General features: G+C 72.5%; 8 protein-coding genes. 5 read left to right on the plus strand and 3 right to left on the minus strand.

Going from position 1 to position 16,383, the window contains the following annotated elements; all coding sequences use genetic code 11:
- Positions 1 to 874: 874 nt before the first annotated feature.
- Together ACIQMX_RS21100 and ACIQMX_RS21105 are read left to right on the plus strand one after the other, a co-directional pair.
- Positions 875 to 2,992, plus strand: coding sequence for an asparagine synthase-related protein (locus ACIQMX_RS21100; protein WP_363066676.1), 2,118 nt, complete (start codon positions 875 to 877; stop codon positions 2,990 to 2,992).
- 83 nt (positions 2,993 to 3,075) lie between these two features.
- The gene (locus tag ACIQMX_RS21105; protein ID WP_402480124.1) at positions 3,076 to 6,420 is read left to right on the plus strand and encodes a BTAD domain-containing putative transcriptional regulator; all 3,345 of its coding nucleotides are present in this window, start codon (positions 3,076 to 3,078) and stop codon (positions 6,418 to 6,420) included.
- Between the two features lie 165 nt (positions 6,421 to 6,585).
- Here the strand turns inward: ACIQMX_RS21105 and ACIQMX_RS21110 are convergent, their stop codons facing one another.
- Both ACIQMX_RS21110 and ACIQMX_RS21115 read right to left on the minus strand, forming a co-directional pair.
- Positions 6,586 to 8,637: a sigma-70 family RNA polymerase sigma factor gene (locus tag ACIQMX_RS21110; protein ID WP_402480126.1), complete on the minus strand. Its 2,052-nt coding sequence runs from the start codon at positions 8,635 to 8,637 to the stop codon at positions 6,586 to 6,588.
- 604 nt (positions 8,638 to 9,241) lie between these two features.
- A complete protein-coding gene (locus ACIQMX_RS21115) occupies positions 9,242 to 10,156 on the minus strand; it encodes a TetR/AcrR family transcriptional regulator (RefSeq protein ID WP_402480129.1) in 915 nt (304 codons plus the stop codon).
- A gap of 338 nt (positions 10,157 to 10,494) precedes the next feature.
- Here ACIQMX_RS21115 and ACIQMX_RS21120 point away from each other — a divergent pair, with 338 nt between their 5' ends.
- Positions 10,495 to 11,892, plus strand: coding sequence for an NAD(P)/FAD-dependent oxidoreductase (locus ACIQMX_RS21120; RefSeq protein ID WP_363066672.1), 1,398 nt, complete (start codon positions 10,495 to 10,497; stop codon positions 11,890 to 11,892).
- A 194-nt stretch (positions 11,893 to 12,086) separates the two neighbouring features.
- On the plus strand, positions 12,087 to 13,751 hold the full coding sequence (locus ACIQMX_RS21125) for a SpoIIE family protein phosphatase (RefSeq protein ID WP_402480132.1): 1,665 nt from the start codon (positions 12,087 to 12,089) through the stop codon (positions 13,749 to 13,751).
- Positions 13,752 to 13,778: 27 nt separating this feature from the next.
- Here the strand turns inward: ACIQMX_RS21125 and ACIQMX_RS21130 are convergent, their stop codons facing one another.
- Positions 13,779 to 15,086, minus strand: coding sequence for an MFS transporter (locus tag ACIQMX_RS21130; RefSeq protein ID WP_402480164.1), 1,308 nt, complete (start codon positions 15,084 to 15,086; stop codon positions 13,779 to 13,781).
- Between the two features lie 146 nt (positions 15,087 to 15,232).
- Between ACIQMX_RS21130 and ACIQMX_RS21135 the strand changes: the two genes are divergently transcribed.
- Entirely contained in the window at positions 15,233 to 15,787 is a 555-nt protein-coding gene (locus ACIQMX_RS21135) for a MarR family winged helix-turn-helix transcriptional regulator (RefSeq protein WP_148019506.1), read from the plus strand.
- Positions 15,788 to 16,383: the final 596 nt, after the last annotated feature.

Consider the following 16,383-nt stretch of genomic DNA (forward strand, 5'->3'; position numbering starts at 1 on the left):
TTCCGGGAGCGGGCGCGGAGGGGCGGTGCCGGCCCTCCGTCCGCCCGCCGACCAGCCAGGACCCGAGCGCCGCGGTGCGCCCGGCGCCCGGCCCGTACGGCTTCCGGAGCCTTCGTTCGGGGCCCTCGATCGGGTGTCGGCGCGTGCTCCTGGCGTGTGGCCGTGCGCCCGGCCGTGCGCTCTGGCCCGGTCCCCGCAGGAGCGCTTGCATGGGTGCTGCGTGGGTCGGCCCGCTGCACTGGACACAGCGGGCTGGGGGAACACCGTCGCCTCATTCCCCGCAGGCGGCGGACCGGTCCGGGAGGCGGACTGCGCCTCCCGGGCCGAGCGTGGAGCCGGTGGGGAACCCGCTGTCCCGGCGGGCCTCAGGGCGACCGCCGAGACGTTCCCCGGCTCGGACGGGGCGGGGCGCGGGTCGTGCGGCAGTGCGGAGCGAACCGGTGCGAATGCATCTATACATGCCCGTGGCGGATCGGCTGATGGGTTCCGGCGCCTCCTCAGATTGGCCGGATGTCGCCGGTGGGACGAGGTTGGGCCGACGGATGCGCGGACATCTCTCCCGTCCTCCCGCTGAGGTACCGGCCGTGGCCGGATCCGGGCCGTCACGCCGGGATGGGTGCGGAGAACCCAACGCCCGGCATCCGCGCTTTCGTTGTCTGTGAGGCCGACGCGCGCGGGCCGTTCACGGAACACCAGGTCCGGCGGCCGAGCTCCGGCCTTTGCCAGGGGCGCATGCGCTCGCGACGTGCGCCGTACGTAGCCACTCCTGCGCGCCGTTGTCGTGGCAGCATGTCCGCAACGGCGCCACTCGTTACCGGAGTTCTCCCGATACCGTCCTGCTGCGCCCTTTTGTCCACAGCCTGTGGAGGCGGCGATGCGTTGGTTGGTGGGTTGGAGCAGTATCGCCGCGAGCTTCGGCACGGTCGGAGCGGTCGGCGGCAGCGACGAGGGGCGCACCATGCACCCCGTGGGCTCCCAACTCCTTTGGGGGGACCCGGATCCGCTCTGGGCGGTGGGAGACTGGCGACCCGACGAGATCCGCACCGTCCGGGTGGACACCGCCGAAGGTGCCCCCACCGCACGGCTCGCGGTCCTCGGCTGCTGCGGTGCCACGGACGAACAACTGCGCGTCGGCCTGCTCGCCGCACGCGGCGGGGCGCTGCGCCACCTCACCGCCTGGACCGGCAGCTACACCGCGGTCGTCCAGATAGGCCGCCGGATCACCGTGGCCGGAGACCTCGCCGGAGCCCGCCCGGTCTTCTACACCCCCTGGGCCGGCGGCACCGCCTACGCCACCGCCGCTCTCCCCCTCGCCGACCTCATCGAGGCCCAGCTGGACATCGGCCACCTCGCGGCCCTGCTCGCCTGCCCCGAAACGCCGGAGGCGCTGCGCGACGGCACTCCGTACGAGGGGGTGAAGCGCATTCCGCCCGGGCACGCGCTCATCCTCCGCGAGGGCTCGCGGGAGATCACGGGGTACGAGGCAGTGGCCTCCCTCGCCGTGGCCGCGCCCGAACTCGACCCGGTGAGCGCCGTCGACGGGGTACGTGACGCCCTCGTCGAAGCGGTCCGCGCCCGGCTCCTGGCCCCGCGCCACGCCCCGGAGACCCTGCCGCCCGACCCGGGCCCCGTCCCCGGCATGGGCCCCGCCGAACGCCGCGCGGCCCGAGGCGCACCCGTCCCCGGAATCGGCTCCGACCTCTCCGGAGGCAGCGCGTCGGCGACGCTCGCCCTGCTCGCCGCCGGGCTCCCCGGCCTGCCCGGGACGATCCTCGGCCACGGCACGGGCGCGGGCGAGCGGCTGCTCGCGGTCACCTTCAACGACCTGACGACCCGCGCCCACGAGGACGAGCTCGAACGCGCCCGGGCCATCGCCACCAACCCGAGGCTGCACCACGTCGTGGTCGCGGCGGGCGAAGAGGCTCTGCCCTACGCCGACCTGGACCTGGAGAGCGGCCCGCTCACCGACGAACCCGCCGCCTCCCTCGTCCTCGTCGAGCGCAACCGCCGCCGCCTCTCCGCAGGCAGCGCGGACCACTTCGTGGGGGACGGCGCACGGCAGGTGCTCGACGCCCATCCGGCCCGCCTCGCCGACCTGCTGATCGATCGCAGACGGCGTCATCTGGTGCGCCCGGTCGCCGCGCTCGCCAAGGCCGAAGGCCCGTCCGCGCACTCCCTGTTCGTGCCGCTGACCGTCTACCGTGCGGCTCGCCGGCTGGCCCGCACGTCCTACCGGACCGGTCTCGAAGCCGCGGCCGGCCGCCTGCCCGACGCCAACCGCCTCACCCCCGACCTGGACACCCCCGCCGACGCCTCGCTCGCCGCACTGACCTGGTCCCGCCCGGGCCCCGCCGCCCGCTGGCTCACCGGAGAGGCACTCGCCGAAGTATCGGTACGCCTCCAGGAAGCCGCGATCCGCCCCACCTCCGTCCAGCGTCCGGGCGAGGCCCGGGCCAGAGCCTCACTCGCCCGGCACGCCGCCGGTCACCGGATCCTGGAACAGGCCGCCGAGGTCCGCAGCCAGCGGCTGCACGCTCCCTTCCTGGACAACCAGGTCGTGCGCGCCGCCCGCGCGCTCCCCGAATCGCTCCGGGTCCAGCCCGGCGCCCGCGCGGCGATCCTGCGGCGGGTCCTGGCGGGTGCGGGCATCCACGAGCTGCCGCCCGGCTGGGGCACCCCGTCCCAGGCCACCTCGACCGCCGTCACCCGGACCGGCCTGCGCGCCTCGCTGCCCGAGCTGATCGCCCTGTTCGACGCCCCCCTGCTCGCCGACGCGGGTCTGGTCGAGGCCCGCGTCGTACGCAAGGCCCTGCGCGCGGCCTCCGAGGGAGAGCCGCTGCCCCTGGACGGCCTGGCCGAACTCGCCTCCACCGAGCTGTGGCTTCGCCGCCTCATCTCGCGACGCGGCACCTGCTGGACGGGGACGGCAGCGCCACGGCAGCGCGCGGTGGCGGGCGGGGTGGCCCCGGCCCGACGGTCGCTGCAGGGCTGAGGCGTGTCGCGTAAGCCTGCGCTGCGCGTGACCGGGCAGGACGTCCATGGCCCGTTGCCCGGGCGGCGGGACACAATGGCGGGGTGCGGTATCTGATCCTGGGCATCACGGAGGCGCGAGACGAGCGCGGCGCTGCGCTGTCCCTCGGCGGTACGCGGCTGCGCGCCCTGCTCGCCGCCCTCGCCCTGCGGCCGGGCCGCGCCGTACCCGTCACCGAGCTCGTCGAGGACGTCTGGGCGGACGAGCCCCCGGCGGACGCGACCGCCGCGCTCCAGGCCCTCGTCGGGCGGCTGCGGCGGGTGCTGGGCAAGGACACGTTGATCAGCGGCCCCGGCGGCTACCGCCTCGCCGCCCGGCCGGACGACGTCGACCTGTACGTCTTCGAGCGGCTGGCCCGGCAGGGCGGGGAGGAACTGGAGGCCGGCGCCCCGGCTGAGGCCGCCCGCAGCCTGCGTACCGCACTCGCCCTCTGGCGCGGCCCCGCTCTCGCCGACCTGCCCGACGGGGACCACAGCCACGCTCTTCGCCCCGAGGCCCAACGGCTGGCCGCACTGGAGCGCCGGATCGAGGCCGACCTGCGCTGTGCGGCGTCCGGGGCCCCGCCCGATGCCGCTCCGGCACCCGGCCACATCCCCGCCCCCACCCCCGCCGCTCTCGTTGCCGAGCTGACGGAGCTGACCGCAGCTCACCCGTACGACGAACGCTTCCGTGCCCAGCTCATCCGCGCCCTTCGCGCCGACGGCCGGCAGGCCGACGCGCTCGCGGCGTACGAGGACGCGCGCCGCACCCTCGCCGACGGACTCGGCACCGACCCGGGGCCCGAACTCACCGTTCTCCACCGCGAACTGCTCGCCCCCGCCCCGGCCGGCCCCGCTGCGACCGGCACGTTTCACGTGAAACCGGCCCGGAGCAACCTGCGCCCCCGGCTCACCTCCTTCGTGGGGCGCGAACCGGAACTGCGCGCCATCCGGGACGACCTGGCCCGGTCCCGGCTGGTCACCCTGACCGGCCCCGGCGGCTCGGGGAAGACCCGCCTTGCCGAGGAGTCCGCGGCACGCGAGGACCAGGCTGCCGCCGAGCCCCGGGACGTCTGGCTGGCCGAACTCGCCCCCGTGGAGGATGCCGACGCCGTCCCGGGAGCCGTGCTGTCCGCGCTCGGGCTGCGTGAGACGGCGCTGCTGCGGGACAGCGCCCACGACGGGCCCTTTACGCGCGCCGACCCCGTCGACCTGCTCGTCGACCGCCTCGGTGCGCGCGCCCGGCCGGTCCTCCTCATCCTCGACAACTGCGAGCACGTCATCGGCGCGGCCGCCACGCTGGCCGAGATCCTGTTGACGCGCTGTCCGCAGCTGCGCGTTCTCGCCACCAGCCGCGAACCGCTCGGCGTCCCCGGCGAGTCCGTACGGCCGGTCGACCCGCTGCCCGCCGCCCCCGCCCACCGCCTGTTCACCGAACGCGCCAAGGCCGTACGCCCCGGCTTCGACCCCGCGCACGAACCGGCACACGATGCGGACGCCGTCGACGAGATCTGCCGCAGGCTGGACGGTCTGCCGCTCGCCATCGAACTCGCTGCCGCACGGCTGCGGCTGCTCGGCCCACGGCAGATCGCGGACCGGCTCGACGACCGGTTCCGCCTGCTGACGGGCGGCAGCCGGACCGTGCTGCCCCGCCAGCAGACCCTGCGGGCGGTCGTCGACTGGTCCTGGGACCTCCTCGACGAGGACGAGCGCACCGCCCTGCGCCAGGTCTCCGTCTTCGCGGGCGGCTGGGACCTGACCGCTGCGGAAGCCGTCATCCGTACCCCCACCGGGTCCGGCCCGCAGGGCTGCGCCGACACCGCCGACCTGATCGGCGCGCTCGTGGACAAGTCCCTGGTCGTCGCCGCCCCGGCCGACGACGGCACGATGCGCTACCGCCTCCTGGAGACCATCCACGAGTACGCCGTCGAGCGCTGCGCCGAGAAACCGGAGGTACGGGCGGCCGCCGGACGGGCGCACACCGCGTACTTCACCGCGCTGGTCGAGGAGGCCGAGCCGCGTCTGCGCTCCGGCGACCAGCTGCCCTGGATCCGGCGCCTGGAGACGGACCTCGACAACATCCGCGCCGCACTGCATCGCACCACGGCCGCCGCCGCGCCTCGCGAGCAGGACGCGACACGGCTCGTGCTGGGCATGGGCTGGTTCTGGTGGCTGCGCAACTACCGCCCCGAGGGTCTCTCCTGGACCGAGCGGGTCCTCGCCCTCGGCCCGGATCCCGAGGACGACACGGACCCGCGGTACTGGGACCGGATGAACCTCCACATCCTGTGGTTCTTCTACGCGGCGGAGCGGGGGGAGACCGGAATGGAGCAGGACGACGCCCAGCTCCACGCGTTCGTGGAAGGAGTGGCCGGCGCTTTCGCCGCCTCCGGGACACGGGGTGCCCGGTTCCCCGGCCTGCTCTGGCCGATGACCTCATTCCTCACCGGGACGTCGGACGACGTACGGAGAAAGATCGACGCCGCCGTCGACAACGCCCGCATCCACGGCGGCGCGTGGGAGTACGGCGTCACGCTGATGTTCCGCACCCACATGATCGTCGACATGCCGGGCGGCATGCCCGGCATCGACGACGACCTCGCCGAACTGCGCGCGCTGAGCAGACGGATCGGCGACCGGTGGATGCGTGCCCAGGTCGCCAGCGCCGCGGCCGAGGCCGGCATGATGCGCGGGCGCTACGACGAGGCCCGTACGGCCTACGAGGAGGCGCTCCTGCTCGCCCGCGAGGTCGGCGCCCACGCCGAGGCCCCGTTCCTCCTGGCCCGGCTCGCCGAACTCTCCTACCGCACCGGCGACCTGGAAGCCGCAACCCAGGGGCTGGACGACTCGGAGGCCGAGGCGGAGAGCCACCAGGTGCACGACGCCGCCGCGTACATCCACTACATCCGGGCCATCATGGCGTTCCACGGCGGCGACGCGGTGAAGGCCCGGCAGTTGCTCGCCGCTGCCCAGGGCGAGGCCGGGCGCGGTGGCCCGCCGTCGCACTTCACCGTGGCGCTGGAGGGCCTGTCGGCCCGGATCTCGGTCTGCGAACCCGGGCCTTCGGGCGGCCCCGTCGCCGGGCTGCGGGGGCTGCTGGCGGCGCTGGTCGCGGCGAAGGAGGCGCGGTGCCCCGAGATCGTCACCGGATACCTGGCGGACGGCGTGGCAACCGTGCTGCCGCAGGTGGGCCGCCATGCGGCGGCCGCACGCGTCCTGGCCGCCGCCGACAGCTGGCGGCTGTCCGGCCCCAGGGCAGCGGCGGAGCAGACCGATGTGGACGCGGCCGAGCGGCTGGCCCGCAAGGAACTGGGGGAGCCGCGGTACGAGAGGGAACGCGCCGCAGGCGTGGGGCTGACCCTCGACGACGTGATCGACCTGCTGGAGACCGTCACCGCGGACCTGGCGTGACGTTCGGGCGCATGGACCTGGTGTGACCGCCGGACGCACGGACCGGGCGTGACCGCCGGACGCACGGACCCGGCGTGACCGCCAAGGGCGGGGGCCCTGCCGTGAGCCTTCAGGGCAGGACGGGGCAGCCCCTGCCCATACGCGGTACGGGACTGCTCCTGCCGCTCAGCGGCAGCTGATGCGCGACTCGGCCCAGTCGGCGAGAGCGATTCCGCCGAACGGTGCCGTCGGCTCCACGACGAGCCGGATCCGCTCCTGGCCCTCGATGCCGACGCTCACCGGAACCGCCGGGTCGTCGCCGTTCATCACCGGTGACTGCCACAGCCGCACCCCGTCGCCGTTGAACACGGAGAACCGCACCGAGCCGAGCCCCATGGTCAGATCGTCCACGCCGACCATTGCCTCGTAGCGCGTGCACGAACGGTTCAGCTGGATGTACACCGAGGAACGGCTGTGGACGGTCACCCCGTGCGCGTACCGCGTCCCACCGACCGACATGCCGGAACGCTGCCAGACCCAGCTGCTCTCCCCGAGCATCACCTCGGGGCCGGTGTGGTCGCCGAGCAGGGTGTAGTTCAGCTCGCTGACCTGGTACACCTCCGGGGCGGGAGCGGGAGGTGGCGGAGTCGGCGCCGGAGGCGTGGGTTTCGGAGCGGGGGACGGCGGGGGCGTGGGGGGCGGAGTGGGTGTCGGTGTCGGCGTCGGCGTCGGGGTAGGCGTGCGCGTAGGTGTCGGGGTAGGCGTGGGCGTGGGATCCGGCGGTGCGGGTGCCGGTGGAGCGGGAGCGGGGGGCGTCGGCGTCGGAGGCGTGGGCGTCGGCACCGCGGGCGCCACGGCGGGGGGCCGCGGGACCGGCTTCGCCTCGGGGCGCGGCTGGTCGTCCCCGACCAGGGCCCAGACCAGCCCGGCCGCGGCAGCGACGGCGACCGCGGCCGCGATGCCTGCCTTCGCCGGAGCCCCGAGCCCTTCGGAGGCGGCGGCGCCTCCGGCGGCGGAACCCGTCGACGAGCCGCCTCCGGTCGCCGCGGCGGCGGCACCCGCACCAGCGGCGCCGACCGCGCCCCCGGCCACGATTCCGGCAGCCTTGAGCGTGTACCCGGCGGCGAACCAGCCGATGACCGCGACCGGCAGCAGCGCGGGGATCCCGGCGTTGACATGGGCCAGTTCGCCTGCCGCGAGCCGGCACTTCTCGCAGGTGTCCAGATGGCCGCGCAGACCACGCTCGGCCCGCATCCGAAGGCCCCCACGGGCGTAGGCGCCGAGCCGGTCCGCGTAACGCGCGCAGTCGCCGCCGGCGGTGAGCGCCTGGCTCACATGGGCTTGCAGATAGGCCTGCTTGAGCCCCTCACGGGCACGGCTCGCCAGCACCGACGTGGCGTTGGCCGTCAGCCCGAGCAGCGGGGCGATGTCGCTGGGCGACTCCTCCTCCACGGTGGTGTGCCACAGGACGGCCTGCCAGCGCTCGGGGAGGCTGCGGAACGCCTGCATCGCCATCGACTGCTCGGCCTCGTGCATCGCCATCACGTCGGCACCGAGATCGAGTGTGTCCGCGTCCGACACCTCGGCGGTGCGCGACGCCTGCGCGGCGAACACCGCGAAGTCGTCGACCAGGTGCTCACGCTTCGCGGTCTTCGTCCACGCGGCGGCGACGTGCCGTACCGCCGTCATCAGGTAGGCCCGTACGGCCTCCTCGGGCCCCTTGCCGCCCCGTACCGCCTGCAGGGTCCGGGCGAAGACCTCGGCCGTCAGGTCGTCGGCGGTGTGCGCGTCCCGACAGCAGGTACGCGCGTAGCGGCGCACCCCGCCGGAATGGCGGCGGAACAGCTCCTCGTACGCGAGGTCGTCGCCCTCACGCATCCGCTGGATCAGCTGGGCGTCGGAGGGTGCGAGCCCGGAGGCGTCCCCGGCAGGCGTGCTGCTGGGCGCCCGCTGCATGGGGACCGCGGCTGCCGCAGCGGCGTCGATCGCGTCCGTGTCCACGGCGGCCGGCTTCTCCACCGGAGCGGGCGGCCACGGCCCGGGCAGGACGGTGCCGCCGCCCTCGTCCTCGCCGCCCTCGTCCTCGCTGCCCTCATGGTCGACGACCTCGCCGCCGGCGCCCGGGCGCCGGGGCCCGGCCTGGCTGGGTACCTGATGCCCGGACGACCCGCCCGACTCCGTGCTGCCGACGGCGGACACACCGTCGAGCGACTCCTCCTGCTGCCCGTCACCGCTCATCGCGGACGCCCCCGTATGCGCTGTCGGACCCGAACACCGGGCAAGCGTGCCACAGAGCGCAGGCACGACGGCCCTTCAGCCCTGGCAACCACTCATCCGGGGCTCTTTCCCGATCGCGCGCACTAGTGGCCACTCATTCGGGGAAGAAGTAACGGGATGTGTTGACGGGGAAGTTGGGACGGAACGACACGAGCGCGACGGAAGCGCTCTACCCGGACCGAGGCAGCCCATCCGGCCATCCGGATCCGACCGAGGCGGCCCATCCGGCAGCAACCGCTCCATCCACCCGGGGCGGCCCCTGGCCAGGGTCAGCCACCCAGCCCGGACCGTGCCGGGCAGGCGTCACGGGGCAACGCCACCAGGCAGAGACACAGGCGCACACCACCGGCCAACGCGCACCCATACGGAGCGGGCACTCACACAGGGAGCAGACCCATACAGGGAGCGGGCATCCACCCACGCGGAGCGGTCACCCACGCAAACAGAGCGAGCGGGCACCCGCACGGAGCGGGCACCCGCACAGAGCGGGCGCCCACACGGAGCGGGCGCCCACACAGAGCGGGTGCGCACCCACAAGGAGCGCGCACCCACGGACATCGCGCACTCACACAGGGCGCGAGCGCAGTCCCTCCAGCAGGATGTCCAGCAGCCGGGCCGAGGCCGCCGCCTGCTGGGCCGCGTCGGGCAGCGACGGCGCCGCCGTGGCGATGACCAGCAGCACATCGGCCACCGTCACCTCACGGCGCAGCTCACCCGACGCACGAGCCCGGTCGACCAGCCGTCCCACGACCTCCAGCAGATCGGCCGCTCCGGCACCGAGGTCCTCGCTCCCGTCCGCCGGTACGGAAGGGCGATCGGCCACCCGTAGACCCGCCTGGCCCGCAGCCTGCCCGGCCTCCTGGCGCTGCTGGGGCACCCGGGGCTCTTCCCACGTGTCATCCGGCGATGCTTCCGCGGCCCGCGCGGTATCCGCGTCGCCGGCCACCGCGGACTCGTCGGCCTCGACACCGACCCGCAGTATCTGCGGAGGCAGCAGCCGCCCGGCACCGGAGGCCACCGACGTCCGCAGGAAGCGCGACAGCGCCGACCACGGCTCCTCCTCCTGACCCAGCGCGGACCGGGCCTGGTCGGTCAGCCGGGCAGTCTCCTCCTCGGCTATCCGCCGCACCAGTACGTCCTTGCTGGGAAAGCGCCGGTACACCGTTCCGACACCGACCCGGGCGCGCCGTGCCACGTCCTCCATCGGAGCGCCGTATCCCAGCTCGCCGAACACCTCGCGCGCTGCCCGCAGTACGTGTTCCAGATTGCGCTGCGCGTCCACGCGCAGCGGTGCCGAGCGGCCGTGTGTGCCGACCCCGCCGGCCTGCGCGCCGAGCGCGGTTCCGAGCGTGCTCAAGGTCCCCGGCGATGCGCCGGCCCCGTCCGCTCCGAGCGTGTTCACCGTGCCGACTGCCCCGATCCGTCCGCTTTCTTCGGACGCGACCGCAGCAGTCGGCCAATGCGATTCCTGAATATGCATAACTTTTCCCCCGGTTATGACGTCTCCCCCCGGAGACTCCCGCCGTATCGGTCGAGGGTGGACCGATGGTCACCGTCCGACACCCCGACGACATACGAACATAGTTGAGCCAGGGTCAATTCAGAAGGGGGCAACCCCCCGGGAGCGTCCTCCGGCCGGGGCACGAACCCGCCCGGTACCCGCCCGGCCCCCTCCCACCACCCTCCCCACAACCCCTGACCTGCGGGACTTTCCCACGCATGGCACTGGCCCCGGCCACAGCCCGTACAGAAGCTCCGGTCACACAATTTGCCGGGGCTGTGGACAAACTCCTGCGCACGTTGCGTCATGGGGTGGTGATGGCTTCAGATTCCGGGGGAACACCCCCCGGCCCCCCGCCGGGTGTGCGCATTCTCGTCGTCGGTGGGGGCTATGTCGGGATGTACACAGCGCTGCGTCTCCAACGGAAGCTGAAGCAGAGACTGAGAAGCGGTGAAGCGGAGATCACCGTCGTCACCCCCGACCCTTATATGACGTATCAGCCGTTCCTCCCCGAGGCAGCCGCAGGATCCATCTCACCGCGTCATGTCGTCGTGCCGCTGCGCCGGGTCCTGCCGCACTGCACCGTCGTCGTCGGGGAGGCCCGGCGCATCGATCACACCAAGCGCACCGCGACCGTCACCACCCTGGCCACGGCCGAGGACGGCACCGGTGCCCTGGAGATCCCGTACGACGAGCTCGTCCTCGCCCCCGGCTCCGTCTCACGCACCCTCCCGGTTCCCGGCCTCGCCGAACACGGCGTCGGCTTCAAGACGATCGAGGAGGCCATCGGGCTGCGCAACCACGTGATCGAGCAGATGGACATCGCGTCCGCCACCCGCGACCCCGCCATCCGCGACGCCGCCCTCACCTTCGTCTTCGTCGGCGGCGGATACGCGGGAGTGGAGGCGCTCGCCGAGCTGGAGGACATGGCCCGCTACACCGCGCGGTACTACCACAACATCAAGGCAGAGGACCTGAAATGGATCCTCGTCGAGGCGACCGGCCGCATCCTCCCCGAGGTCGGCGAGTCCATGGGCAGGTACGCGGTCAGGGAGCTGCGCGGACGCAATATCGACGTACGCCTCGACACCCGGCTGGAGTCCTGCGAGGACCGGATCGCCGTGCTCAGCGACGGCTCCCGCTTTCCGACCCGCACACTCGTGTGGACCGCCGGAGTCAAGCCCGCCCCGCTGCTCGCCGCCACCGGCCTGCCCCTCAACGAACGCGGCAGGCTCGTCTGCACCGCCCGGCTCACCGTCGAGGGCACCGAACACGCCTGGGCCGCAGGTGACGCCGCTGCCGTCCCCGACCTGACGGCTGCCGAACCGGGCACGGAGACCGCGCCCAACGCCCAGCACGCGGTCCGCCAGGCCAAGACCCTCGCCGACAACCTCGTCGCCTCGCTCGACGACCGCCCGCTCAAGGAGTACCGGCACAGCTACGCGGGATCCGTCGCTTCCCTCGGACTCCACAAAGGCGTCGCGCATGTGTACGGGCGCCGGCTCAAGGGATATCCGGCCTGGCTCATGCACCGCACGTACCACCTGAGCCGTGTCCCCACGCTCAACCGGAAGGCCAGGGTGCTGGCCGAATGGACCCTGGCCGGACTCTTCAAGCGCGAGATCGTCTCCCTGGGCTCCCTGGAACACCCCAGGGCCGAGTTCGAAATCGCCGCAGGCGGGCGCCCACGGCCGGACGACGGCGACTGTCAGTAGGGTCCGACACACTGGACGTGTGACCATAGGTTGGCTCACATCTGCACAGAGTGACCCGGCAGGCAGCGACCGACAGTGACCATCGAGGAAGACCCCCTCAGGGGCAACAGACCGCCACCCCATACTTGTGACGCCCCGACAGAGGAAGCAGCCCGCCCGAGCGGACCAGACCGACACACGAGGCAATGGATTCCGTGAACTTCACGCGTTGGAGCGCCCGCCTACCCGGTACGCAGCGCAGAGCAGCCAGGGACGACCGCACTCCCGTACCGGCGGCCCGCGTCGAGTACGCACAGGCCGACACCGGGGCGGGCCCTCCGGACGGTGACCCCGACGGCCCCGGCGAGCGGCCGGCCGGACCCACCCTGGAGGACCTCTCCGCACGCGACATCCTCGGCCGGCTGCCGGCCCTCGTCGCCCTGGTGCACGGACCCGACCACCGCATCACCTACGTCAACGACGCCTACACCGCGGCGTTCGGCCCGCGCCCCCTCAACGCCCCCGCGGCCGAGGCGATGCCCGAACTCACCGAGCTCAGCCTGCTCCCCCTGATGGACCAGGTCCTGCGCAGCGGGACGCCGCGCACGGTCAAGTCCCGCAAGGCCGGCAGCGGCAACTCGTACACGGTCACCTGCACCCCCGTGCGCCACGACCGGGCCAAGGGCCACGAGGGCGGCGTCCTCGTGTACGCCGCGGACGTCACCGACCACGCCGAAGCGGCCGAGCGGCTGCGCACCAGCGAGAGCCGGCACCGCAAGACGGCCGTCACCCTTCAGCGCTCGCTGCTCCCGCAGGAGCTGGAGCAGCCCGACGACCTGCGGATCGCCGCCACCTACCAGCCTGGCGGGACGGACGCCGCGGTCGGCGGCGACTGGTACGACGTCATCACCCTCGGGGCCGGCCGCACCGCACTGGTCATCGGGGACGTGATGGGCCGCGGGGTGCGCGCGGCGGCGGTGATGGGCCAGCTGCGCACGGCCGTGCGCGCCTACGCGCGCCTCGACCTCCCGCCGCACGAGGTGCTCCAGCTGCTCGACGGGCTCGCCGCCGAGATCGACGCCAGCCAGATCGCGACCTGCGCCTACGCCGTCCACGATCCCAACGAGGGCCTGCTCGTCTATTCCTCCGCCGGCCACCTCCCGATCCTGGTGCGGGAGGAGGACGGCACGGTCAACCGGGCCGAGGACCCGACCGGCCCCCCGCTCGGCACCGGCGGCTGGATCCACACCTCGGGCACGATCGCGCTGCCGCCCGGCTCCACGGCCGTCCTCTATACGGACGGCCTGGTCGAACGGCGCAGCGAGGACATCGATGAAGGCGTGGCCTCGCTGGAACGGGCACTGGCCGGCGCGAAGGGATCGCCGCAGGTGGTCTGCGACCGTCTGATGCGTTCCCTCAACATCACCGCGGAGCACGACGACGACGTGGCGGTGCTGGTCGTCCAGCACCCCGCCCGCACGGGCGCGACGGCGGAGCTGTTCCACAACGCCTCGCTCGATCTGCTCGGCGGCATCGAGGCCGCCCCGCGCGCCCGCGCCTTCGCGACGGGTGTGCTGACGTCCTGGCGCTTCCCGATGGAGCTGTGCGAACTGGGCGTCCTCGCCGCCGGTGAGCTCGTGGCCAACTCCCTGCAGCACGGGACGCCGCCGATGCGCCTGGCCCTGCGGCGCACGGACCGAAGACTGATCATCGAGGTGACCGACGGAGACGACCACCTGCCGCGCCGCCGCCGCGCCGAACCGGGGGACGAGGCGGGCCGGGGCATCTCCATCGTCGCGTCGATCGCCACGTCCTGGGGCAGCCGCCGCACGCCCGGCGGCGGCAAGGCGGTCTGGTGCGAATTCGCCCTGCCGCAGTAGCTGACCAGGGCGTATGGACCGGGACTGTCAGTGGACGGCGGCGACGGCCGCCGGTCCGTCGGCCGGCGCGTTCTCCGGCAACGACACCGCCACCACCCGCGACGGCACGGCCGCAAGGGAAGGCTGGTCCTGTACGGGAGTGAGCCGTCGCCCGAGCCGCAGCGCGAGCACCGTGATGCCCAGCGAGAACAGCACGAACGTCACGATGTACGGCCCGTGCAACGAGGCCCCCATCGGGCCGCCCACAGCGGGCCCGACCGCCAGCGCCAGCTGCTTGCAGAGCGCGAACGCCGAGTTGTACTGACCGACCATCGACTCCGGCGCGAGATCGGCGACCAGAGGCGCGACGGTCGGCGACAGCATCGCCTCGCCGAGCCCGAACAGTGCGTACGTGGAGATCATCGCGGCGGTCGCCATGGTCTGGCTGCCGTGCCCCAGACCCGCGTAGCCCGCCACGATCCAGGCGAAGGCCCAGATCAGGCCCACCGAGGCGATGACCCGGCTGCGCTTGCGGCGCTCCACCAGGCGCAGCACCACGAACTGGGCCACGACGATGACGGCGGTGTTGGCGGCCAGCGCGATCCCGAGTGTCGAGGGCTGGATCCCGGCGGCCTCGGTGCCGTAGGCCGCAAGGCCGGACTCGAACTGTCCGTAACAGGCGAAGAACACCACGAAGCCCAGCACGCACAACTGCACCATGGCCCGGTGCGACAGCAGTACCCGCAGCCCGCCACGCGGAGCGGAGCCGTCGGCCGTCGCCTCCTTGGCGACGGCAGTGGGGCGAGGCATCCGCACGGTCGCCGCGATGGCGCCGAGCACGAGGAACATCACCGCTTCGATCAGGAACAGCATCGTGAAGGAGGAGGCCCGGCTCGTGTCCACGATGAGCCCGCCGACCAGACCACCGATGCCGAGGCCCAGGTTCTGCAGGAAGAACTGCATGGCGAAGGCGCGGGTACGGCTGGTGGCGTCGGAGCAGCGGACGAGCATGGTGGCCAGAGCCGGCTGCATGACGGCGGTCCCCGCGCCGAGTACCGCCGCCGACACGACGGCTGCGCTGACCTGCGAGGAGAATCCCAGCGCGACAGCGCCCAAGGAGGCGACGGCCGAAGCGACGACCAGCACGGGCAGTGGCCCGCGACGGTCGATGACCCGGCCGGTGAACGGTAGGACGGCGAGCGCTGCCATGGCGAAGACCGCCAGTACGACTCCCGCCGTACCGGCACCGAGATCCCGCACCTGCGCCACGTAGACGTACAGATACGGAACGGTGAACCCGAGCCCGAACGCGCTCAGCGCGCTCCCCAGCTGGATCCGCCGCAGTGCTGCACCCATTTCCCTGGTCACACTCACCTACCTCAAGGTCTAGAAACCATGTCGCCAACGACTCGAACCCGAAGACTTTAACACTAAAGTTAGAACCTCAACAATACAGATCGAAGGACTTCGACGGCTACGGAGGGCGTGCCATACTGCCCGCCATGTCTGACACCACGGAGCCCGAGCTCCAGGAGCCGAGCCTCGACGAGCAGATCGCCGCCTATCAGCGCGAGTTCCGCGACCTGGACCCACAGGTCGAGCAGGTCGTCTCGGCCCTCGGCCGGTTGAACCGCCGGATGAACGTGGCGTACGGACGGCAGGTCGCCGCTCTCGGCATCAGCAACGCCGAGTGGGAGGTCCTCAAGACCCTCGTCCTGTCCGGAGCTCCCTACCGTCTGGGCCCCGGCGAACTCGCCAAGCGCCTCGGCCTCACCCCGGCCGCGATGACGCACCGCATCGACCGCATGGCGGGCGAGGGCCTAGTGACCCGCGACCGCGACGAGAACAACCGGGTGCGCGTCATCGTCGAGCTGACGGACGAGGGTCGTACGAAGTGGCTGGAGGCGATGCGGATGGCCACGGACTTCGAGGAGGACCTGCTCCAGGACCTCTCGGGCGACGAGCGCGGAGCGCTCGGCGAGATACTGATCCGCCTCCTTCGCCGCGTCGAGCACGCCCAGCCGGACGCCGGCGGACGCCTCACCGACCTGGGCTGAGCCGGTCCGGAGCGGCCCCTGCGGGGGCCGCCAGGGACAGGGTTGACACGACCCCGCGGGATCCGTATGGTTCTTCGAGTTGTCCCCGAGCCGGAACGGTTCTTCGACAACCATCCGCCGCGAATGCGGCAACCACTCTCGACACGATCTCCCACCTCGGGATCTATTTCGGCATGCCGAAATAGATTGCGAAGACTCGATTATGAGTCGCCGGGAAAATTCGCTAGAGTTTGAGACGTCGGAACGGCCCAACAGCCGGAAAGACAAACCCCGCTGACTGGGAATCAGGCCCGAAAGGATCTGATAGAGTCGGAAACGCAAGACCGAAGGGAAGCGCCCGGAGGAAAGCCCCAGAAAATGTTCTGAGGGTGAGTACAAAGGAAGCGTCCGTTCCTTGAGAACTCAACAGCGTGCCAAAAGTCAACGCCAGATATGTTGATACCCCGACCTGCTTCGGCAGGTTCGAGGTTCCTTTGAAAGTCCTGGCAGGCCTTTACCGGCCTGGTAGGCAATGAACACAGCGAGGACATAGCGAACGACCGGTCCTATTCCGACATGGTTGTTCCGCTCTCGTGGTGTCTACCCGATTACGGGAA

Origin of the sequence: Streptomyces sp. NPDC091416 (assembly GCF_044756845.1) — a bacterium.
Classification (GTDB): domain Bacteria; phylum Actinomycetota; class Actinomycetes; order Streptomycetales; family Streptomycetaceae; genus Streptomyces.